General features: G+C 40.8%; 17 protein-coding genes and 2 tRNA genes. 12 read left to right on the top strand and 7 right to left on the bottom strand.

Annotated features, from left to right (window positions below; all coding sequences use genetic code 11):
• Positions 1–549 precede the first annotated feature (549 nt).
• Positions 550–699 (bottom strand): hypothetical protein, encoded by a 150-nt coding sequence (locus HMPREF9420_RS14295; RefSeq protein ID WP_007135786.1) that lies wholly within the window; start codon positions 697–699, stop codon positions 550–552.
• A 355-nt stretch (positions 700–1,054) separates the two neighbouring features.
• On the opposite strand from HMPREF9420_RS14295, the gene HMPREF9420_RS11060 reads away from it, so the two are divergent.
• Positions 1,055–1,936 carry an aldose 1-epimerase family protein gene (locus tag HMPREF9420_RS11060; protein WP_007135785.1) on the top strand — a complete coding sequence of 294 codons (882 nt, stop codon included), beginning with the start codon at positions 1,055–1,057 and terminating at the stop codon, positions 1,934–1,936.
• Positions 1,937–2,045: 109 nt separating this feature from the next.
• On the opposite strand, the gene HMPREF9420_RS11055 is transcribed toward HMPREF9420_RS11060, so the two are convergent.
• Positions 2,046–2,116 (bottom strand) — tRNA-Gln (locus HMPREF9420_RS11055).
• A 209-nt stretch (positions 2,117–2,325) separates the two neighbouring features.
• Here HMPREF9420_RS11055 and rsfS point away from each other — a divergent pair.
• From rsfS to HMPREF9420_RS11040, 3 genes are read left to right on the top strand one after another with little or no spacing between them, the layout of a single operon-like run.
• Positions 2,326–2,685, top strand: a complete 360-nt coding sequence (gene rsfS, locus HMPREF9420_RS11050) for a ribosome silencing factor (protein WP_007135784.1) — start codon at positions 2,326–2,328, stop codon at positions 2,683–2,685.
• Positions 2,686–2,745: 60 nt separating this feature from the next.
• Positions 2,746–4,797: an ATP-dependent zinc metalloprotease FtsH gene (ftsH, locus tag HMPREF9420_RS11045; protein ID WP_007135783.1), complete on the top strand. Its 2,052-nt coding sequence runs from the start codon at positions 2,746–2,748 to the stop codon at positions 4,795–4,797.
• The gene (locus HMPREF9420_RS11040) at positions 4,790–5,659 is read left to right on the top strand and encodes a phosphatidate cytidylyltransferase (RefSeq protein ID WP_007135782.1); all 870 of its coding nucleotides are present in this window, start codon (positions 4,790–4,792) and stop codon (positions 5,657–5,659) included. Before ftsH ends, HMPREF9420_RS11040 begins: the two co-directional genes overlap by 8 nt.
• 570 nt (positions 5,660–6,229) lie before the next feature.
• Here HMPREF9420_RS11040 and HMPREF9420_RS11035 read toward each other — a convergent pair.
• The 5 genes from HMPREF9420_RS11035 to HMPREF9420_RS11015 all read right to left on the bottom strand — a co-directional run bounded on the left by HMPREF9420_RS11035 (position 6,230) and on the right by HMPREF9420_RS11015 (position 11,960).
• Positions 6,230–6,311: transfer RNA gene (locus tag HMPREF9420_RS11035), tRNA-Leu, on the bottom strand.
• A gap of 159 nt (positions 6,312–6,470) precedes the next feature.
• Complete coding sequence (locus tag HMPREF9420_RS11030; protein ID WP_007135778.1) at positions 6,471–7,280, bottom strand: helix-turn-helix domain-containing protein; 810 nt, start codon at positions 7,278–7,280, stop codon at positions 6,471–6,473.
• Between the two features lie 120 nt (positions 7,281–7,400).
• Positions 7,401–8,420, bottom strand: coding sequence for a S41 family peptidase (locus HMPREF9420_RS11025; protein ID WP_007135777.1), 1,020 nt, complete (start codon positions 8,418–8,420; stop codon positions 7,401–7,403).
• Complete coding sequence (locus tag HMPREF9420_RS11020) at positions 8,417–9,268, bottom strand: DUF3316 domain-containing protein (protein ID WP_007135776.1); 852 nt, start codon at positions 9,266–9,268, stop codon at positions 8,417–8,419. The genes HMPREF9420_RS11025 and HMPREF9420_RS11020 overlap by 4 nt, the downstream gene beginning before the upstream one ends.
• Positions 9,249–11,960 (bottom strand): DNA gyrase/topoisomerase IV subunit A, encoded by a 2,712-nt coding sequence (locus HMPREF9420_RS11015; protein WP_007135775.1) that lies wholly within the window; start codon positions 11,958–11,960, stop codon positions 9,249–9,251. The genes HMPREF9420_RS11020 and HMPREF9420_RS11015 overlap by 20 nt, the downstream gene beginning before the upstream one ends.
• A gap of 882 nt (positions 11,961–12,842) precedes the next feature.
• Here HMPREF9420_RS11015 and HMPREF9420_RS11010 point away from each other — a divergent pair.
• From HMPREF9420_RS11010 to HMPREF9420_RS10975, 8 genes are all read left to right on the top strand, one after another.
• Positions 12,843–13,184, top strand: a complete 342-nt coding sequence (locus HMPREF9420_RS11010) for a hypothetical protein (protein WP_147625675.1) — start codon at positions 12,843–12,845, stop codon at positions 13,182–13,184.
• Between the two features lie 328 nt (positions 13,185–13,512).
• Positions 13,513–15,066: a glycine--tRNA ligase gene (locus HMPREF9420_RS11005; RefSeq protein ID WP_044078935.1), complete on the top strand. Its 1,554-nt coding sequence runs from the start codon at positions 13,513–13,515 to the stop codon at positions 15,064–15,066.
• Complete coding sequence (locus HMPREF9420_RS11000; RefSeq protein WP_007135771.1) at positions 15,063–15,656, top strand: FKBP-type peptidyl-prolyl cis-trans isomerase; 594 nt, start codon at positions 15,063–15,065, stop codon at positions 15,654–15,656. The genes HMPREF9420_RS11005 and HMPREF9420_RS11000 overlap by 4 nt, the downstream gene beginning before the upstream one ends.
• Positions 15,657–16,209: 553 nt before the next feature.
• Positions 16,210–17,610, top strand: a complete 1,401-nt coding sequence (locus HMPREF9420_RS10995) for an MATE family efflux transporter (RefSeq protein WP_007135770.1) — start codon at positions 16,210–16,212, stop codon at positions 17,608–17,610.
• 23 nt (positions 17,611–17,633) lie between these two features.
• A complete protein-coding gene (locus tag HMPREF9420_RS10990) occupies positions 17,634–18,302 on the top strand; it encodes a hypothetical protein (RefSeq protein ID WP_007135769.1) in 669 nt (222 codons plus the stop codon).
• 213 nt (positions 18,303–18,515) lie between these two features.
• Entirely contained in the window at positions 18,516–19,193 is a 678-nt protein-coding gene (locus HMPREF9420_RS10985) for a hypothetical protein (RefSeq protein WP_007135768.1), read from the top strand.
• 155 nt (positions 19,194–19,348) lie between these two features.
• Complete coding sequence (dnaK, locus tag HMPREF9420_RS10980; RefSeq protein ID WP_044079250.1) at positions 19,349–21,262, top strand: molecular chaperone DnaK; 1,914 nt, start codon at positions 19,349–19,351, stop codon at positions 21,260–21,262.
• 23 nt (positions 21,263–21,285) lie between these two features.
• On the top strand, positions 21,286–21,993 hold the full coding sequence (locus HMPREF9420_RS10975; RefSeq protein WP_007135766.1) for a hypothetical protein: 708 nt from the start codon (positions 21,286–21,288) through the stop codon (positions 21,991–21,993).
• Positions 21,994–22,479 lie beyond the last annotated feature (486 nt).

The following is a 22,479-nucleotide window of genomic DNA, read 5'->3' as shown; positions in this document are numbered from 1 at the left end:
TAAACGTTCGCAAGGAGATTCAACGCCGTAGGTGTTGAGCTTTTTCCGAGAAAGCATGGTTATAGCGAGGTGATTCATGGCGGATTAATCAAAAAAAACGCAACACCTATGGCGTTGTTCCACGCACAACATACGCTAACCCAAGGTAGCCTGCACTATCGTTTGGCAACCCTGGGCTATCAAAAGCGCAACACCTACGGCGTTGAAACGTTTATTCCGTAACATGAATTACGTTATTTTGTGTCTGGATTTATGACGCATTGCCCCTAAAAGGCACAATGCTTACCGCGTTGATTCTCACATTATATAACGTAATTTATATCTATACACTACACCATTGAATGCCATATTATACGAGAGCAAATACCACTCACAACGCGGCATACCTTATTTCATCCTGCAACTTGCGTCAAATTGTGCGGTCATTTGACGCAAAACATCGCGTGATTTGCATCATATTACAACACAATTTGACATCAATTAGTTTGTGATATGCCACAAAGCCCTCCACGAATAAGATTGTTGGGCCACGCCAAAAAGGCCAAACACTTAATCAGCAATCAGTCCTTTTGTCAGCATATCATAATATAAGGCTTCGAGTTCACCTTGAGTTAAGTGCTCAACGGCATGCTCAATAGCCCGTATAAGCTCATCGCGTCGATCATCACCCGACGCATTAAAACGAGAGAAATCTACCATAGTGTTCTTTGTTTTGCTCCATACAAAGGTAATATAAAATAGACTATAAATCGAAAAATGCCGCAAAATAATATGTGATTTGTAAGAAAAGGATAGACACATGAGGGCAATTTCAGGCAAGTTTTGTATGGTTTTATTCTAATTTTTAGGTCTAAACTAATACCATTTTCCACTTATTCATGACGAAGGAAACGGCTATTCGGCTTTGGTTTATACTGAAATGACTTGGACAACGAGAACAATAGAGCAGCTTTTTATGCTTTAACCCTATCACTCCAACATTTTATTCGCCACATCACGCCCCTTCATCAAACAATTTTTGTATCTTTGTTGTGTCAACAAAACAACGAACATCATGGAACAAATCAAGAACGAACACCTGACAATTGGCATTTCGGCGCATGGTGCTGAACTGCAAAGCATCAAAGATAGTGACGGAAAAGAGTATCTTTGGCAGGCCAATCCATCGATTTGGGGACGTCACTCCCCTATTCTTTTCCCTATTGTTTGCGGACTATGGAACGACACTTGTCGCATTGATGGCAAGGAGTTTAACATGTCACGCCATGGATTTGCACGCGACACCGACTTCACTTTGGTGGCTCAAGGCAAGGAAAAGGTGGTCTATGCTATGCATGAAAACGAAGAAACGCTTAAGGTTTATCCCTATCATTTCAATCTGGCAGTGAGTTATCGGCTGGCAAAAAACAAGATAAAAGTGGTTTGGCATGTGGAGAATACAGGGCGAAAGGAGATGTATTTTCAAATTGGTGGCCACCCCGCCTTCCTCATTCCAGGACTTCTTCCGAGCGAACCCATGCACGGACGACTAAGACTTGACGACACGGAACCACGTCGGATTTTCGGTAATGTGAAAGGATGTGTCACCCCCGAACATAGTGCTGTTGTCACGGAAGAAGGGATATTGTCGTTTGATGAGGAGCTTTTTAAGGACGATGCCCTTATCTTTGACCACTCACAACTGCACAAAGTGAGTCTGCTTAACCATGAAAACAAAGCGGAAGTTAGCGTAGAATTCAAGGCGCCTGCAGTTGGAATATGGAGTCCTTACGGCAAGAATGCTCCGTTTGTATGCATTGAACCCTGGTATGGTATTGCCGATTGGGCAGACTATGACGGTGAGTTTAAAGATAAATATCTGATGAATAAGCTGCTTCCGGGAGCCAGTTTCATGAGCGAATATACGATAACAATAGGCGAAACAGACGAAGATTAATGCATTGGTTGACCTTTATTCAGAAAGAATGGAGGTCAACCCATCTTGGGTTTACATTCTAACAAACGAAAAAAGCTAAACAACACAGGTGCTGTTTAGCTTCAAAACGTTGGGATACTCGGACTCGAACCAAGAATGACAGGACCAGAATCTGTAGTGTTACCATTACACCATATCCCACTATTTCATTTGCTTCATCAGGTAAACTCCCGATTTGCGTCTGCAAAGTTAGTACATTTCTCAAAACAATCAAAACTTTTAAGCACTTTTTTTCCAAAAAAATGGCGAAACCAAAAAATAGACTTTGCTTTATGGATGATATCTCTTAAAATTGTGTACCTTTGCCCATGAAACAATAGTATCACATATATTAAATAAAGAAACAATTGATGGGAATAACTGAAACGTTAGTGAAGACAATTACAAAAGGTATACAAGAGAAGAAAGGTCAAGACATTACAATCATTGATTTGAAACATATTGATGGCGCAATTGCCAAATATTTCATCATTTGTCAAGGCAATTCACCGACTCAGATTGAGGCTATTGCAGGCTCAATCAGCGATATGGTGCGCGAGGAATTAAGCGAAAAGCCCATCAATGTGGCTGGACTTGGCAACAATCAATGGGTAGCTATCGACTATTCTGATGTGCTTGTACATATCTTTATGCCTGAAACGAGGGAATATTATAACTTGGAAACGCTCTGGGAAGATGCCAAATTAACAAATATTCCGAACTTAGATTAAACGTTTGGCACACCATTTGATGAAGTAATTCCCATATACAACAGAAACAAATACAGCGATATGGACGAACAAAAGAACTTCTTTAATAATAAGGAAAGCGGCAAAGAGCCGAAGATGCCACGCTTTAATATGAACTGGATTTACATATTAGTGGCTATCGTTGCAGGCGTGTTTCTGCTCTCTGGAGGTGGAAACTTGGCGGCAATGAGTGGGACTAATAAAGAAACCACATATGGAAAGTTTAAGGAATATGTAGCAAAAGGTTACGCAACAAACGTCGTTATCAACAAAGATAAGGGTGAACTGAAGATGTATGTTGCCCCAAAACACGTCAAAGATGTATTCCATTTGAATGCTAAACAGGTAGGAAAGAATCCCTATGTTAACGTGGAATTTGGCTCTGTTGACGAAGTAGAAAGGTTCTTAAATGCCGAACAAAAGGCCAAGAAACTTGTCGATTATAGTTATGATAACGATTCCGGCAATAGCTTCTTTAATGGACTTCTCGTCAACACGCTACAGATATTACTCTTCTGTGCATTTGGTTTCTGGCTGCTAAGACGTATGAGTGGCGGTGGAAATGTCGGCGGAGGAGGAGGCATTTTCAGTGTAGGAAAGAGCAAAGCAAAGCTGTATGAGAAGGCAAACGACCTCGGAATAACGTTCAAAGACGTAGCCGGACAAGAGGGAGCAAAGCAAGAAGTGCAGGAGATTGTAGAGTTTTTAAAGAATCCCCAGAAGTATACTGAGCTGGGAGGAAAGATACCTAAGGGTGCATTATTAGTCGGACCACCGGGTACTGGAAAGACTTTGTTGGCCAAAGCTGTGGCAGGTGAGGCCGGTGTTCCATTCTTTTCAATGAGTGGTTCGGACTTCGTTGAGATGTTTGTAGGCGTAGGTGCCAGCCGAGTACGTGATGTTTTCGCGCAAGCTAAAGAGAAATCACCGTGTATTATCTTTATAGATGAGATTGATGCAGTAGGTCGTGCCCGCAGCAAGAACCCCTCAATGGGAGGTAATGACGAACGAGAGAACACGTTGAATGCCTTACTTACCGAGATGGATGGATTCGGAACTAACAGTGGAGTCATTGTACTTGCAGCAACAAACCGCGCAGATATGCTTGACAAAGCATTGCTTCGAGCAGGCCGTTTCGACCGACAGATTAACGTAGATCTACCAGATTTGGCTGAACGTATAGCCATTTTCAAAGTTCATTTGCGTCCTTTGAAGGTGGATAAAGACTTAGATATTGATTTCTTGGCACGCCAAACACCGGGCTTTTCGGGTGCAGACATCGCCAATGTATGTAATGAGGCGGCACTGATTGCAGCTCGTCATAACAGCAAAACAGTCTGCAAGCAAGACTTTCTCGATGCCGTTGACCGCATCATTGGCGGATTAGAGAAGAAGACTAAGGTGATAACAGCCGCTGAAAAGCGCTCGATTGCATTCCATGAAGCAGGACATGCCACGGTAAGTTGGTTCTGTGAGCACGCCAATCCACTTGTAAAGGTGAGCATCGTTCCACGTGGTCAGGCACTCGGAGCTGCTTGGTATCTGCCCGAAGAGCGACAGATTACAACAAAAGAACAGATGCTTGACGAGATGTGTGCATTGCTTGGAGGACGTGCAGCAGAAGAGTTGTGCACGGGACATATCTCTACTGGTGCGATGAACGACCTCGAACGCGCCACTAAAAGCGCTTATGGCATGATTGCTTATGCAGGTATGAGCGACCGACTTCCTAACATTTGTTATTACAACAACCAAGAATATCAGTTCCAACGCCCCTACTCTGAGACCACAGCTAAAGTCATTGATGACGAAGTTTTGAAGATGATTAACGAGCAATATGCACGTGCTAAGGAGCTACTTGAACATCATAAGGAAGGACATAGAGCGTTAGCAGAGCTACTCATCTCACGTGAAGTCATCTATGCAGAAGACGTAGAAAATATCTTCGGTAAACGCCCATGGATGAGCAGAGCACAGGAAATCATCAATGAAAATGAGGCTAATGCGCCTAAACTTGAAGACATGCCAGACGCTGTTAAGCAAGCCGAAGCCGAACATCAAGCATCATTAGAAAAGGAAAAGAGCAATGAGTGACAAAATGAAAAACCTGATTGTGAGGGCCATAGTAGGTGCACTCTTCGTCATTATTATGGTGGGTGGCATCATGCATCCACATACAATGGTGGCATTGTTTGCCGTGATTACGGGGCTGACGATATGGGAGTTTACTGGCCTTGTGAATCAAAGAGAGAACATAAATGTTAATCGTTTTATCACAACGATAGCCGGAGTGTATTTCTTTTTGGCTGTAGCGGCCATACGAACTGGCATCACTTCAAACTTTGTTATCTTTGTTCCCTACCTGCTGTCGATAGTATATCTCTTCATCGGTGAACTCTACTTGAAGCAAGAAGACCCTATAAACGACTGGGCTTACACCATGCTTTCTCAGCTCTACATAGCCCTTCCGTTCTCCATGTTGAATGTACTTGCATTTGAACAAGCCGCAAATGGCATCACCTATCAATACAATATGCAACTCCCTTTGTGTGTGTTTGTCTTCCTTTGGCTTAATGATACAGGCGCTTATTGCAGTGGATCACTCTTCGGAAAGCATAAACTTTTCCCGAGAATTAGTCCTGCAAAGAGTTGGGAAGGAAGTGTAGGAGGAGCCATACTCGTTATGATTGTTGCCGCAATCATAGGCTATTTTTCAAATGCAAACTGCCAAATGTCACAACTATCTATAACAGGTTGGGTCGGATTAGGCTTCATAGTAGTTGTATTTGGCACATGGGGTGACCTCGTTGAAAGCCTTTTCAAACGAACCTTAGGCATTAAAGATAGTGGTAAAATCTTACCTGGTCATGGCGGAATGCTCGACAGATTCGACTCTTCTCTCATGGCTATCCCTGCATCAGTCATCTATCTTTATTCGCTACAGATGTTTGGATAACAAGACAAATCAAACCAAAATATAAGGTGACATGCGAAGGATTTATTCTTCGCATGTTTCGTTTTATAACCTCACAACTTTGTTTCAACGCCATTGACACCGCGTTCTCTTCGCGTAGTTCCTATATGATGGTACTTCATCTTTACACACACCATCAATCCAATAGTGATAAATGATGAAGTAAAATGACTCATATCACACGACGAAATGACACAAATTACACGATGAAATGCCACACTTTACCGCATAAAATGATGCAAAAGGTTTTCTGAAGTATAGACAATCATATTTCATTCTCAAACAATCAACGAAATAAAGCATAACAAGTTTATTTGTTTTTTCATCGTAAAAAGGCATACATACGCCTTTGTTCACGCAATATTTCACCTGTAAACATCATTTCATTCCTATCAAAAAAACAAACAATTGTAATGAAACATCGCATAATTGCATAGAAATCAAGCCGTGGTTACAAGCATTTTACGATAAAAAACAAGGCAAATAAGCTCACATTATGCTATAAAGAAAGAGCCAAATAGCTGAATATCAACTACTTGGCTCTTACAAAAGTGCGCCTGATAGGACTCGAACCTACACGGCATAAACCACTAGATCCTAAGTCTAGCGCGTCTACCAATTTCGCCACAAGCGCTTTGTTGGTGCAAAGATACAATAATATTTTGAGATAACGAAAAAAGGTTGATGATTTTTTTACGCTTTATACGTTGTTCAACTAAATTTATTTCAAAACGCTCTTACAATGTTATCAGCCAGTTTTCGTTATGGATAGAAGATTATAAATGTTTGGTTTCTAACGTTCACGGATAGCAGAAGGTGACTCACCTAACTGTGCCTGTACGTAACGAGTAAAGTGTGCCGGCGATGAGAAGTTAAACTTTTCACTAATCTCTAACACTGATAATCGGCGGTTACGCAAGTGCAAACGTATGTCAATGTTAACGAAATGGTGAATCCAATAGTTAGCAGGATGCCCCGTAACTGTACGGCAAACGTCAGACAAGTACTTAGCCGTTACGAAGAGTTTACCGGCATAATACGCTACTTCTCTATGTGACTTATACTCGCCATTCTGTAGTAGTTTGATGAAGTCTCGAATCAAACGAGCCGACCGAAGCGGTACATGTGTGGGACCATATATACGATTTTCGAAGTCGAATACATCTAAAAAGAGCTGCAAACAACTAACAGCTAACGCGTCAAGATAATAGCTATGATCTCTATCTTTGGCTCTTTCAACAATGGCATCTAAGTCTTTTTTGCACTTGATTGCTTCCTCCTTAGTTAGCTTTAAGATTGGATTTTCCATCAATAATAACGTGCTTCTAACACCGAAATTGACGTCGGGTGCGGCCGAATCCATAAAGGGAGCGTGAATAAAAAGCACCATAACATCGAAGTTTTCGTGTGGGGAAAAGTCCTTTATCAAGTGATGTTGCCGAACAATTAATAAGTTGTTTGCCAATAAATCATAGCGTTCACCATTGTAAACAAAGCTGCAAGAGCCTTGTAAACACAATACATGCGCGATGTAATCTTTGGTTTCTGCAGCCCCCATCTTAGTGAAGTCACTTCCGGTAATGATAGTCTCTCGGTAGTCCATAAATAGGGAATAAATTAAATTATGAAGCTCTTCATCTTCTAAGCTCCATCACAAAGATAAACATTATAACTCAAAACCACTGTCAAGTTTTAGGAAAAGATTTTATGTTTATAAACATCTCTATCTCAATATCTTACGTGCTTGTTCGATAATTGAATCATATCCCATGAAAATATCAAACTGATTAAGACCTATTTGCACATCAGGTGCGATGCCAAACTCTGTTGTTTGTTTATCCTTATCATAGATAGGGCAAGCTGAAAAGCGTACACTCCAGCCATTGGGGAGTTCACTACTGAAAGGCATCCCTGCCCCTCCACCGGTTCTATCGCCTACAATTGTGACCTTAGGACAGCTTTTCATATACTTAACGAACTCGTTTGCGGCACTATAAACGCCTCGATTTGTGAGCACAACAACAGGTTTTTGCCACCTCAGTCCACGGCTTGGACGCAGCCATTGCGCCTTCATCTCGGAGAAATCATTGTGTCCTCGTCCCGTCTTATGTTGGATATAACCCACGCAAATGTCTTTATTTGTGAAGCGAGCAGCCAGTTCTTCGGCGCTCGAAATCATGCCTCCACCATTATTTCTGATATCAATAATGAGGCCGCGTGCCGTGAGAAAATACGACAAAATGTCTGTAAGATTACCACTACCAAAGCCATTTTCAAACGTAGAACAACGTATATAACCTATATTATCATCAAGTAATCTATACCTCATTCCATTCGAAATGCGATAATCTTTGCCTAAATAGAAACTGATTAATGAGTCATTCAAGTTCGTGGGATAATCCTCATGCCACGACCAATTGCGTGCAATGTCGAAGCTGGTGATTAGATTTACATGCCCATCTCGTAGCTCTCCAAGCATATTTCCAAGTACTTCGAAGAGCTGTTCTTCGGTCATTTGTGGATTAATCTGCTTGCTATAACGCTGATAAATAGCATTCCAGTCAAGCCCAAATTGCTTTTCTTTCTCACTAAAAAAGCAGTAATGCTCATCCATAATACGCCATAATGCCTCGAAGTTACCACGTGAATCATTGGTAAACTCCTCATCTTTGACGCATCCCGAAAGCAGAATCACGCTAAGAAACAACAACAACAGCCTTATATAATGATGCAAATATTTCATCTTCTTACGCGTGTTAACTTAAAGGTTTTCGTCACTCCGAGCAGCAAAGTGTTTGTATAGGCGTGGAATTTCAACTTATTTATGTGTGCTTGTAGATACTCTCCTTGATATCCTATGCGGAAAACGGCATGGAAAAGTGGGAAGTCTAAGGTCAACATCTGACGCAAAGAAGGAGCGTTTCCGATTGTAGTTGGCACAAGATTATGGTCATAATTGTCCTTCGAAAATATCTCATAATAAGACTGACCATAGTTAGGTGAGAACCTCAAACCTACCAAAGGAACTCCCAATTCATAACGTAATCTGAAATCACGATATTCACTTGGTCGGAAGGGATGATGGAAATCATAAGTCAATGCGGCTGTAGGAACAACGTTGATAAATAGTCGTGCCTGTGCAGGATTATTGCTATTGCGCGTATTATAAAGGAATCCGAGGTTGACTTCTGCATTCCCTCCCGCCTCGAAATGTAACTGGTTGCGCGACAAGTTCCATGTTTTGAAGAGATAATGCAACCCAAATTGGAAGTTATAATTGCCTGCAATCTCTCGGCCATTACGTGCTCTATTGTCCACGTAAGCAATGTTTCCTTGATGGATTAACTCATGAATCACACGGTTATTCCTACGTTTTCGCAGTGTATGGCTTATGTAACGAAGGTCTAATCCGACGTATTCTTCGGGGCTAAGATACGTGTCAAGGAGGTTTGTTCTGCCCCATCCTATCATCTTACTATTGGCAATGATGCGCTCATTTTGATTGCTATCATCAGGTTGGGCGACAGAGATTAATGGGGAAAACCATAGTAGCATCCCCATTATTATCATGTTATTTCGTGTTATTCTCATCGTCTTCGGGGAATAAACTCAATTGTCCGTTGATCTCATCTATCACCTGTTGCGAGCTCTTTCCTGCGTCTGGATCAAGATTTTCAGGTTCATCCTCAGTGTCATCTTCTTCGATTTGTTCTTCGGGTTCAGGGAAACGAGTCGGTTCAAGCTCTTTAATCGTCGCGATTTGCCACGTAGATATGCGCTTACCTTTAGCCTTAAAGCTCTTCTGTCCGATAAACTTCTCGGCATCAATCTCCTCATCTGGTCGTGCGGCATCATGCCCTCCATAAGTTACTTTGATACGAGGGAAGGCCTCATCTGTAAGAAGAATAAGCTTACTATTAGGGTTTTCACCTACAAAATTCTGTGGTTTTGAGATGGCATCCATCGTAAACCGCTTCATATAGGGATAGCCTTTGTTGTCTGCATCATAGAGAACGGCAGTCCAAACCTTGTCAGCTTGCCACTTCTCTAACCTCATTATGTTGTCTGGATAATGGTTATTTGCATCGAAATTTGTTATGAAGAAGTCGTTATTATCAAGTATAACCAAGATGCGATCTTCATCAAAGAACTCCCCAAGATAACGTCCGTGCTCTTCATAATTGATGCGTTTCACGTCGGGATCAAACCACACTTTCCTACCGCCGAGTGTCGAATGGCCTAAGCTTTTCAGTCCAATGCGATGCACAACTTGCTTGGTTAGGATGACACCTTTAGCCCCACGACTCTTAATATTGACCTTACTGAAGTCGCGTTCCAAGAAGATATTCTGTCGTTTTTTCTTTGGATCAGGTTCTAAGACCACTTTAATCGTCTCGGCTTCTCCATTGGGGTTGGCTGTGAAATAAGTCACTTTCGACCCCGGAGTGCCCAAAGTGAGGTCATATTCGCGGTCACGTGTCATGCTGGTCACGTTGAATCGCTTCATATAATAATAGCCATCACGACCATCTCTGTATACAACGTTGTAGATAGTACGCTTATCATTCCGCTTAAACACTTGCAACCAAATGATTCCTTTGCCTACAAATATCTTATCGGCAACCTTTATAATCTTATACTTTCCAGTCTTATAGAACAGTATAATGTCGTCAATATCAGAACAGTTGCAAACAAATTCGTCCTTCTTCAACCCCGTTCCGATGAATCCCTCCTGTCGGTTGATGTAGAGTTTTTGGTTAGCTTCTACGACCTTTGCACTGTCAATGGTATCAAAACTGCGTATTTCCGTACGACGAGGATGGTCTTTTCCATACTTGTTTTTAATGAAAGTAAACCAATTAATGGTTACATCCGTCATGTGATTCAAGTCGTTTTCAATCTCAGCTACTTCTGCTTTGATGCGTGCAATGAGTTCATCTGCCTTATCTTTATTAAACTTTAAGATACGTTGCATCTTGATTTCCATGAGCCGAAGAATATCATCTCGCGTCACCTCTCGAATGAAGTCGGGTTTGAAAGGCGTTAATTTCTGGTCAACAAATGCTATGGCATCGTCCATGTTTGCAGCCTGTTCAAACTTCTTTTCCTTATAGATACGCTGCTCAATAAATATGCGTTCAAGGCTCGCAAAGAACAGTTGTTCCAACAATTCGCCTCTTCTAATCTGCAATTCCTTGCGCAAGAGTCCCATCGTTCGATCGACTCCATGACGCAACACATCACTAACGGTAAGGAAAACAGGCTTATTGTCTTCAATAACACAGCAGTTAGGAGACAAATTTATCTCGCAATCGCTGAAGGCATATAAGGCATCCATGGTCTTATCCGAAGACACTCCAGGAGCTAAATGCACTTGAATCTCGACCTCAGCTGCCGTGTTGTCATCCACCCGTTTGGCTTTAATCTTCCCCTTATCTATAGCCTTTAATATACTATCTATGAGGGTAGTTGTGGTCTTACTAAATGGGATTTCGCGGATAACTAAAGTCTTGTTATCTAACTTTTCTATCTTTGCCCGCACCTTCAACACACCGCCTCTTTGGCCATCATTGTATTTACTTACGTCGATAGCACCACCAGTTGGGAAGTCGGGATAAAGCTGAAAGTCTTCTCCTTTCAAGTATTTGATGGCCGAATCACATATCTCATTGAGATTATGTGGCAAGAGTTTACTGCTCAAGCCGACTGCAATTCCTTCAGCACCTTGGGCAAGAAGTAACGGAAACTTCACCGGAAGAGTGATTGGTTCCTTGTTTCTTCCGTCATAACTCAACTGCCAATCGGTGGTTTTTGGATTGAAAACTACGTCTAAAGCAAACTTAGAGAGGCGCGCTTCTATGTATCGTGGCGCTGCAGCTCGGTCGCCGGTGAGTATATTTCCCCAATTACCCTGGCAGTCAACAAGCAGGTCTTTCTGCCCCATCTGAACCAAAGCATCACCTATAGAGGCATCACCATGGGGATGAAACTGCATGGTATGGCCCACAATATTAGCCACTTTGTTATATCTTCCATCGTCCATGCGCTTCATTGAGTGTAGAATTCGGCGCTGAACTGGCTTTAAACCATCTTCAATATGAGGCACAGCACGCTCTAATATCACATAGCTTGCATAGTCAAGAAACCAATTCTTGTACATTCCGCTAAGGTGATGCACGGCAGAAGCATCGAATCTGTCTGCCGGTTTATAGTCAGAGTGCGCATCGCTCGCTTGGTTTTCTTCCTCGTTTATAGCCTCGTTATCTTTTATTTCGTCGTCCATGAATTGATTGTTTAATGCTTGGTATTTATTGCAATAGCTACAAAGGTAAGGAAAAATATTGAAATACGCAAATAAAAACCTTTCACGATGTCAGAAAGTTTGACGCTTGGCAGCTTGCAATAAAAAGCAACCCTCGCCTTAAAATGAATTTATATGTGGCAATAAAAGATGCTTTTACTATGTTAATGCATAGTGGAAGCGTATAAAAACCATGCTTTTCTGACTTATGTTTTGCTGTTGATTTGGGAATAATTCAAGAGAAAAAACTTTTGTTTTTGAAACTAATATCGACAAGAAACAGTACACATTATTGTTTTATTTTTGTAAAATTAAGCTCTAATTTTTTAACACTTTAAGAAGTTTTCAAATAGAGATAAACGCGCAAATCGAAACGTCCGATTTCAGTAAAAAAGTGAATTTAAAGAACAAAGACATAGATTTTAGTGCACGAAATGAATGGTTTGGCGTTGCAATCTGCCCCACTTCACAGCATGATTGAAGCCGATTTACAACGAAGAATGAGTTAAATTACATTGCAATTAGCCTCAAACGGCATTGAAAAACCAATAAAAGCACGAGATTATCAGCCACAAATACGGAGGTCTTTTCATTCAAAAATCATAACCATCTGATTTTCATCGTCTTGTAAAACGCTTAAAAACAGCTGCTATTTTAAGCCACCAAGCCTTTTGTTTTGAATAGCTTCAGAAAATCACACCACTTGTAAATATTACTGATTGATATTAACATTTCATTCAACTTCATTGTAAAAACATCGCAAGTAATCTTTTTTCAACTAAAAAAGAGATAAGAATGAGACAAAAACTTGCTTTGTTTGAAAAAATCAACTACATTTGCAGAACGAATAAAAAATTAGGAGTTATGAAAAAACATGTACTGATATTGCTCGCAATTGTGGGCATTATATATGCTTGTATGGCTTTTTCCAACGATGATAATGCCCCATCTTCGTTAGACGGAACAGCCTGGGCAAGCCCTCAAAAGAGTGATGGCGTGAAGATATTAACGTTTAGAGAGAAAGACTTTTCATGCACAATGTTCAACAACAACAAGTCGGGAGTCGAGAATGGTGCCTATAAATATAATGCACCCAAAGTGACCTTGACGTATAAAGTGCGGGGAACAGACAAACATAAGGTTGTAGAAGGCTATATCAAGGACAACAAACTGACGTTTGACAACTTTGTTTATACCCGCCAGTAGCAATCGAACTGCGCCATAAAATGATGGTAAAAAGAAGTTCTGCAGATAGTCTGCGCAAACCAAAAGAGGGCAGAAAATAATACGCTATAAGGATATCGACAACGAAAAATAACAAGAACGGCAGTCATTTAAGGGCTGCCTTTTTTCATGATTCAAAGAAGTTGTACACCCGTTTTGTTTGTGATTATAAAAATGTTCCAGCAGAAAAGCGATTCTGTTTAGCCTGAAAAGCATTACCCTTCGACGAATATAAAAAAATAATAAAAGCCGAGCCGTTTCACGATATTTATTGTATCTTTGCAGAAAAGAAATTGAACAAAAGATTATTATGGCACAAGAAGATGTTTTCAAGAAGATAGTAAGCCATTGTAAAGAGTATGGTTTTGTCTTCCCAAGCAGTGAGATTTATGACGGACTTGCAGCCGTTTATGACTATGGTCAGAATGGTGTTGAGCTGAAAAACAATATTAAAGAGTACTGGTGGAAAAGCATGGTACTGCTTCATAACAATATCGTTGGTATCGATGCAAGCATCTTTATGCACCCCACGGTATGGAAAGCGAGTGGCCATGTGGATGCTTTCAATGACCCATTGATTGATAACCGCGACTCAAAGAAACGCTATCGTGCAGATGTTCTCATTGAAGATCAGATAGCAAAGTATGATGAAAAGATTGAGAAAGAAGTTGCTAAAGCTGCTAAAAAGTTTGGTGACAGCTTTGAAGAAGGCAAGTTCCGCGAGACCAACATACGTGTTTTGGAAAACCAAAAGAAGCGCGATGCATTGCATGAACGCTATACTCAGGCCATGCAAGGCCCCGATTTGGAAGCTCTAAAACAAATCATTATTGACGAAGGAATTGTAGATCCCATCAGTGGTACAAAGAACTGGACGGATGTTCGCCAATTTAACTTGATGTTTTCTACTGAAGTTGGTTCTCTAAGTGACCAGACAAACAAAATCTATTTGCGTCCAGAGACAGCGCAAGGCATCTTTGTTAATTATCTAAACGTACAGAAAACAGGTCGCATGAAGCTTCCTTTTGGCATCTGTCAAATCGGCAAAGCATTCCGTAACGAGATAGTAGCGAGACAGTTTGTATTCCGTATGCGCGAGTTCGAACAAATGGAAATGCAGTTCTTTTGTCAGCCTGGTACTGAGATGAAATGGTTCGAATATTGGAAGAAACACCGTTTAGCTTGGCACAAAGCTCTTGGTATGGGCGACGAGAACTACCGCTTTCATGACCATGAAAAGCTGGCACATTACGCCAACGCGGCTACTGATATAGAGTTCCATATGCCGTTTGGTTTCAAGGAGGTTGAAGGCATTCATTCGCGTACTGACTTTGATCTTAGTCAGCATGAGAAGTTTAGTGGTCGTTCAATTAAATACTTTGATCCCGATAAGAACGAGAATTATACTCCGTATGATGTAGAGACTTCTATCGGTGTTGACCGCATGTTCCTTTCTGTTCTCTGTCATAGTTACACGGAAGAGCAGCTTGAGAATGGCGAGACTCGTGTGGTATTGAAGCTTCCAGAGGCTTTAGCGCCAGTGAAATGTGCCGTGTTCCCACTCGATAAGAAAGACGGACTGCCAGAACTTGCTCAACAGATTGTTGACGACTTGAAGTTCCATTTCAATACACACTATGGCGATCCAAAGGATTCTATCGGTAAACGTTATCGCCGACAAGATGCAGTTGGTACACCATTCTGTGTCACTGTAGACCACGATACGCCAAAAGATCACAAGGTAACACTGCGCTATCGTGACACAATGAAGCAGGAACGAGTAGACATTGACGCTCTACGTGGCATCATGGAAGAGCGTGTTAGCATCTCAAGTCTACTGAAAAAACTTAATGTAAAAGAATGAAACGTAACCTATTATATATCCTGTTGCTCATGATTACCACCTGCGTGGTAACGTCATGTAAGGAAGAAGGCGACTCAAACAATGAGTTTTCTAATTGGCAATCTCGTAATAACGAGTACTTCAATAAAGTCTATAAGGAAGCTCAAACGGCTTCATCGACAAACTCAAATATCAAGATATTACGTAGTTGGTCCTTAGGAAATGAGCTTCAAAAGCCAGAAGATCACATCGTGGTTAAGGTGTTAGAGAATGGTACAGGGACAAAAACACCAGTCTACAATGATAGTGTTTATGTGCATGTTCAAAAGCGATTGATTCCTTCTGCAACTTATCCTGACGGCAAAATCTTTAGTCAGAGCTGGACAACAGAAGTCTTTAACCCCAGTGTTAGCGCCCCTATTGAGATTGCAGTAAATGCACAATGCGATGGTTTTGCAACCGCTTTGCAACACATGCACGTAGGAGACAGATGGCGAGTATATGTACCTTATGCCCTGAGCGAAAGCAATGCTGAAGGTCAATATGACCTTCCCAGCCATTCAATGCGCATCTATGATGTCACACTTGCAGGCATAAAGGCTGAGAAATAGACGATAAAACACCGCTATAAAGATAGGATATATAATATAAGGTGTAATCAACATGCACATGAGTCAACTTGACTTATGTGCATGTTTGCATTAAAACAAAGTACGTGTGTACGTACACAATCGCTTGATTTAAGTCAAAAAACGACATTATTTCCATAATTTCGCGTTCAAAAATATGGCAGAATGAGAAATCGTTCCTATCTTTGCATCGTCTAAAAGAGGTAAAAGATTGAGATAACGACAAAGGTTTTAGGTTAGACAGACAAAGAGATTAAGTTTAGAATAGGTATTTGGTTTTAGGTAAAATAAAAGATCTTCAAAGGTATTATAAGGTAAAAGATTCAGGGAAACAGGATTTAGAGAGTCACTACAAAAAGGACATAGGTTAGTCTTGAAAGGTAAATGAAAAGATTGTTTCAGAATAGATAACACATAAAGAGAAAGTAAAAGAAAACTTGATAGATTTGAGAGACAGACGGTTTCATAGGAATATGGAATCGTTTTTTTTGTGTTTTACCCGAAAATCTATTAATTTTGCATCATAAAATAAGGTATGTTAGGAAACAAAAAGAGTGAAGCGCTATTAGCAAACATCCGTAATGGCCTGCCCATGTCACAGAATGAGAAACTCAAACTGATTGTAAGTTTGAGTATTCCCTCTATATTAGCCCAGATCACTACAGTCATGATGTTCTTCATTGACGCCTCTATGGTGGGACATCTTGGGGCAGAAGCCTCAGCAAGTATAGGCTTAGTAGAGTCTACAACATGGCTAATGGGTAGTGTAATGAGTGCTGCTTCGATGGGCTTTTCGGTACAAGTTTCCCACTTCATTGGTGCGAATGACTTCTTCAAAGCACGTCAAGTCTTTCGGCATGGACTGCTTTGTGGTCTCGCCTTTAGCCTCATTATAGCCGCTATAGGCACGTCAATTCACTCCGTACTTCCATTGTGGTTAGGGGGAGGAAATGACATTAATCACGACGCCTCTCAATACTATTTGGTGTTCTCATTAACCATGCCTTTCATCCTACTTTTCCATCTTTCGGCGTCCATGATCAAGTGTTCTGGCAACATGCAATTACCGAGTTTAATGAGTGTTTTGTTGTGTGTTCTTGACGTGATTTTCAACTACTTGTTCATCTATATGTTGCATTTGGGCGTGGTAGGTGCGGCAATCGGCACCTCAATGGCATATATTTCGACTTCACTTCCGATAGCTTGGATGGCCACAAGACGTAACAAAATATTAGCACTTCAGCTTGACAACGTGCCATTTAAATGGGTTTGGGACTATGTAACTAAAGCCATTCGAATCAGTCTTCCCATGGCAATTCAGTCGGTGTTAATGAGCGGAGCACAGATTGTTAGCACGCTAATCGTGGCGCCATTAGGTAACATTGCCATCGCTTCTAACTCCTTTGCTATCACTGCAGAAAGCCTTTGTTACATGCCAGGTTATGGCATAGGCGACGCTGCAACGACTTTAGTGGGCCAGACTTATGGTGCTGGACGCAAGGACCTTTGTAAGAGTTTTGCTCACATGACCGTAGGCTTAGGGATGCTTGTCATGGCTTTTATGGGACTGATTATGTATATTTTTGCTCCCGAAATGATTGGACTTCTAAGTCCTGTTGAATCTATCCGCACGCTCGGCACAACGATTTTACGCATCGAAGCCTTTGCCGAACCCTTCTTTGCAGCGTCAATTGTGGTATATAGTATATGTGTAGGCGCCGGTGATACCCTACGTCCTGCCATCATGAATCTTGTTTCAATGTGGTGTGTTCGACTAACGCTTGCGGCATGGCTTGCCCGAGATTATGGACTAAGAGGTGTCTGGACAGCGATGGCAATCGAACTAACCTTCCGCGGCTCAATCTTCCTTTATCGCCTATTCCGAGGCAACTGGTTGAAAGGAATAAAAGAAAAACCGGCAATACAAACCGCATAATACATCCTAAAATACATATTATTATGAAAAGAATCTTTTTATTTTTCACGGTAATGTTGCTTTCGTCACTCTCTTTTGCAACCTCCGTTGACAGCACAAATGCCGTGACTATGCTCGACTATGAACAGGCGTTGAACGACGACAATGCCCGAATCTCACTGAAAAACAATACTAAGGAGTTAATAAAAGATATTTGTTTCAACCTTACTTACATTGATATGATGGGGCAAACCATCAACGATGATAACTATTATAAAGAGGTAAATCTCTCACCAGGAGAAACAAAAACGATTACGCTTCCAGCCTTTAAAGCTGATGAATCCTATGTCTATTATAGGTCAGTGACAAAGAATGACCAAGCAAAGACCTTCATTGTCAAATTTGAACTAAAAGACTATAACACGACATACAAGTTGACTGAAAACGAAGACAGCGTTGAAGCGAGTTCAAAAACAACTGCACCCTATCACTCAAACAGCGGATTTTTTGAACGCTGGGGGCCCATTGCAGCCTTAGGTATGGCTGTACTCGTCGCAGCACTCTTTTTGGGTTGTTACGTTCTTGTGGGCTTTTTGGCAACGAGAAAGAAGCGAAGTGCAGTCCTTTGGATTTTAATTTCCTTTGTCACCACTCCATTTTTTGCGCTATTATTGCTACTGGCCTTAGGGACAGACACCTCAAAAGAAGAGTAGATTGCAATGAAATTATTGAGTAAAATGACGCAGATTGTGGTACGAAATGACGCAGATGACACGATGAAATGACGCAAACAACAGCACCATTTGATGCAGATTACATAATGAATGTGTGAGAAACAGATGCGGCAGACAAAATAAACGCAAACTTATTGCATACAGATGTGCTCATGATTAACTTTTTCAACCCAAATATAATTCATAAAAAGAATGATGAAAAACTTTGATTTCAAACGCTATTTAATCGCATTAAACGACTGCAACAAGCTTAAATTAAAAAGTTTGGCCATAACAGTCACCATGATTTCACTTTGCATTCTCGGCATTTCGACCTTGCTTTCAGAGCCTGTTATCGTGCTTCTCTTGACCCTATCCATCTGTTTTTTAACCATAGATAATTCGAGATTTACCGAAAAATCAAAGCTAAGCAGAGAAGTTTCTCAGCCACCTTTCACGGCAAAGGAAAGATTGTTGGCTCAGGCTACACACCTTTTTATAAGAAACCTACTCGTATTTTTCAGTCTCACGGCATTGACTTCGCTCTGGCTTTTGCTTTTTCATGCCCTTCAACTAAACTTCAATTGGGACGTCATCATTGGTCCAAAGATTGGCATGAAGTTGTGGATGGGACTTTGGTTTATCGTTTTTCTCACCACCAAACAAGTCATTGCACGCAGTAGTTTCACGGCAGCTTGGGTGTGGGGTGTTATCGAATTTGCAATTATAACAGCCCTTTTCACATGGTTAGTAATGATATTTGAGCTTTCAGTTTTATGGATATTACTTCCTGTTGTGACATTAGTTTGTGTCATTTTTGACATGTGTTTGAGTTATAAAAAAATACAGAATACACAACAAAAAGACAAGATAAGCATCGAAATGCAATAGACTTTTGATGATAAAATGTGACATATTGTCACCCGATTTTGTCACAATCAAACCACGTGTCGACCTTGGCACGTGGTTTGTTAGTTATGGATTGTCTTTGGAAAAGTTCCGAAGAGTCAATTAAACGAATAAAAAATAATAATATATATACAATTATGGGAAAGATTATTGGAATCGACTTAGGTACTACTAACAGCTGTGTTGCTGTATTTGAAGGTAACGAACCAGTTGTAATTGCTAACAGCGAAGGTAAGAGAACAACGCCTTCTGTTGTTGGTTTCTTAAAGGATGGTGAGCGTAAAGTGGGTGATCCTGCAAAACGACAGGCTATTACTAACCCGAAGAACACCGTCTATTCAATTAAACGTTTCATGGGAGAGACCTATGAACAAAGCCGTAAAGAGGCAGAAGCAATGCCTTATACAGTGGTTAACGACAATGGATATCCACGCGTAGAAATAGAAGGTCGCAAATATACCCCACAGGAAATATCTGCTATGATACTTCAAAAGATGAAGAAAACCGCAGAAGATTACCTTGGACAAGAGGTTTCAGAAGCAGTCATAACTGTACCTGCTTACTTCTCAGATTCACAGCGTCAAGCAACTAAAGAGGCTGGAGAGATTGCAGGCTTAAAGGTTCAACGTATCGTTAATGAGCCTACCGCTGCAGCGTTAGCTTATGGAGTTGACAAGGCAAACAAAGACATGAAGATTGCCGTTTTCGACCTTGGTGGTGGTACATTTGATATCTCTATCCTTGAGTTTGGTGGCGGAGTGTTTGAAGTTTTGTCTACAAATGGTGACACACACCTTGGTGGTGACGACTTCGACCAAGTTATTATCAAATGGCTTGCAGATGATTTCAAAGCAGAAGAAGGCATCGACTTGACGAAAGATCCAATGGCAATGCAGCGCTTGAAAGAGGCAGCTGAGAAAGCAAAGATTGAGCTTTCAAGTTCTACTTCAACAGAAATCAACTTGCCATATATCTCTGCTGAGGGTGGTGTTCCAAAGCATTTGGTAAAGACTTTGACCCGTGCTCAGTTTGAAAAATTAGCTCATGACCTCATCCAAGCATGTTTAGTTCCATGCCAGAATGCCGTTCGTGACGCAAACTTACAAACCTCAGATATTGACGAAGTGATTCTCGTTGGTGGTTCAAGCCGTATTCCTGCAGTGCAGACTTTGGTTAAAAACTACTTTGGTAAAGAGCCTTCTAAGGGTGTAAATCCTGATGAAGTAGTAGCTGTTGGAGCTGCAATCCAGGGTGCAATCCTTAATAAGGAGAGCGGTGTTGGAAACATTGTATTGCTCGATGTAACTCCATTGACCTTGGGTATTGAGACAATGGGTGGCGTAATGACCAAGTTGATTGAGGCAAATACAACTATCCCTTGCAAGAAGAGTGAAACATTCTCTACTGCAGCAGATAACCAAACTGCCGTTACAATCCATGTATTGCAAGGCGAACGCCCTATGGCTTCACAGAACAAGAGCATCGGCCAGTTCAACCTTGAGGGTATAGCACCAGCACGTCGTGGCGTTCCTCAGATTGAAGTTACCTTCGATATCGACGCTAACGGTATTCTAAACGTAAGCGCAAAAGATAAGGCTACGGGTAAGGAGCAGAAGATTAGAATCGAAGCTTCAAGTGGTCTTAGCCAAGAGGAAATCGACAAAATGAAGGCTGAAGCAGAACAGAATGCAGCAGCAGATAAGGCAGAACGTGAGAAGATTGACAAGCTGAATCAAGCTGACTCAATGATTTTCACCACCGAAAACTTCTTGAAGGACAATGCAGACAAGATTCCTGCAGACAAGAAAGCGCCTATTGAGACTGCCCTCCAGCAACTGAAAGATGCGCATAAGGCAGGCGATGTTGCAGCCATCGACAATGCAACCAATGCACTAAACACCGCAGTTCAGGCTGCAAGTGCACAGATGTATCAAGGTGGAGCACAACCCGGCGCCGATGCACAAGGTGCTCAAGGCGGCCAACAAGCACAGGACAATACCAGCAACTCCGCTGATGACATCCAAGATGCAGACTTTGAGGAAGTGAAGTAAAAGAATATTATAACCTTGCCCCAATGGTAGAAATGCCATTGGGGCTTTTTTCATTATTCAACACTATGATAGACGAAATAAAAAACATTCAATATTTTATTGATAAAGAAAAAGAATATATATCAGCACATAAAAACGATGGTACGATATTTGAGGAAGGTACTGGTCTAATAGACGCTGACTTTTATAATCCAGAATACTTCTTAAAAAACGGAAAAATACAGTGGTATTATGATGGAATAAAAGGATATATTGAAAACGAAGAGAAATATGAACTAACAGAGGCTGAACGTGTAATCTTGAGGATGTTTTATGGCGATATGTCTTGTTATTTTAGAGACGATTATTATCACGAAAAAATACCTGAAGTTGCAGGAGAACTCTTTAAAGTACTTAATTCCCTTGTTTTAAAGGCTCCTCAAAGCGAGTCCTCTACGCTACGTCGATATTGCGTACCCCAAGATAAGACTGATTTTAGTGAAGGGGATATATTTATTGTAGCTCATTGTCTTACATGTACAGAAGACAATTGGGAGCAAGAAGATAGGAAGAATGTGTACATAATTGAACCATTGAAAGATGGAAATACTAAAGCACACAATCTTTATGAAATATACAATCATGGTGATGAAAAGCAAGTCAATTTTATTCGTGGTACATCTTTTAAGATTACGAAGATTATTACCCAAAAGAATAATCTTAAATTAATATATATGGAAGAGTTGCCATAAGTTAAACATAAAACAACTCTATTCCCCAAGAACAATATAACCAATTATCCTACGACTACGCGCACAACACTGGTATTCATTAAATGAAAGCCAGCCACTACTTACTATCAAATTCATATTTCCGAATCTTCTGAAATGTTCAGAAACGTGAATATTCATTTTTTGAGCTTTCTGAAATGTTCAGAAGCGTAAATTTCTTATTTTTGAGCCTTCTGAAATGTTCAGAAGCATGAAATTTCATTTTTTGAGCCTTCTGAAACGTTCAGAAGCGTGAAATTTCATTTTTTGAGTCTTCTGAAATGTTCAGAAGCGTGAATTTTCATTTTTTGAACCTTCTGAAATGTTCAGAAGCATGAAATTTTGTTTTTTGAGTTCTCTGAAACGTTCAGAAGCGTGAATTTTTGTTTTTTGAGCTCTCTGAAACGTTCAGAAGCATGATTTTTTGTTTTTTGAGTTCTCTGAAACGTTCAGAAGCATGAATTTTTA

Source organism: Segatella salivae DSM 15606, from assembly GCF_000185845.1.
Taxonomy (GTDB): Bacteria; Bacteroidota; Bacteroidia; order Bacteroidales; family Bacteroidaceae; genus Prevotella; species Prevotella salivae.
Note: the sequence above shows the minus strand (reverse complement) of the source record. Positions and strands in the feature narration are given on the sequence as shown.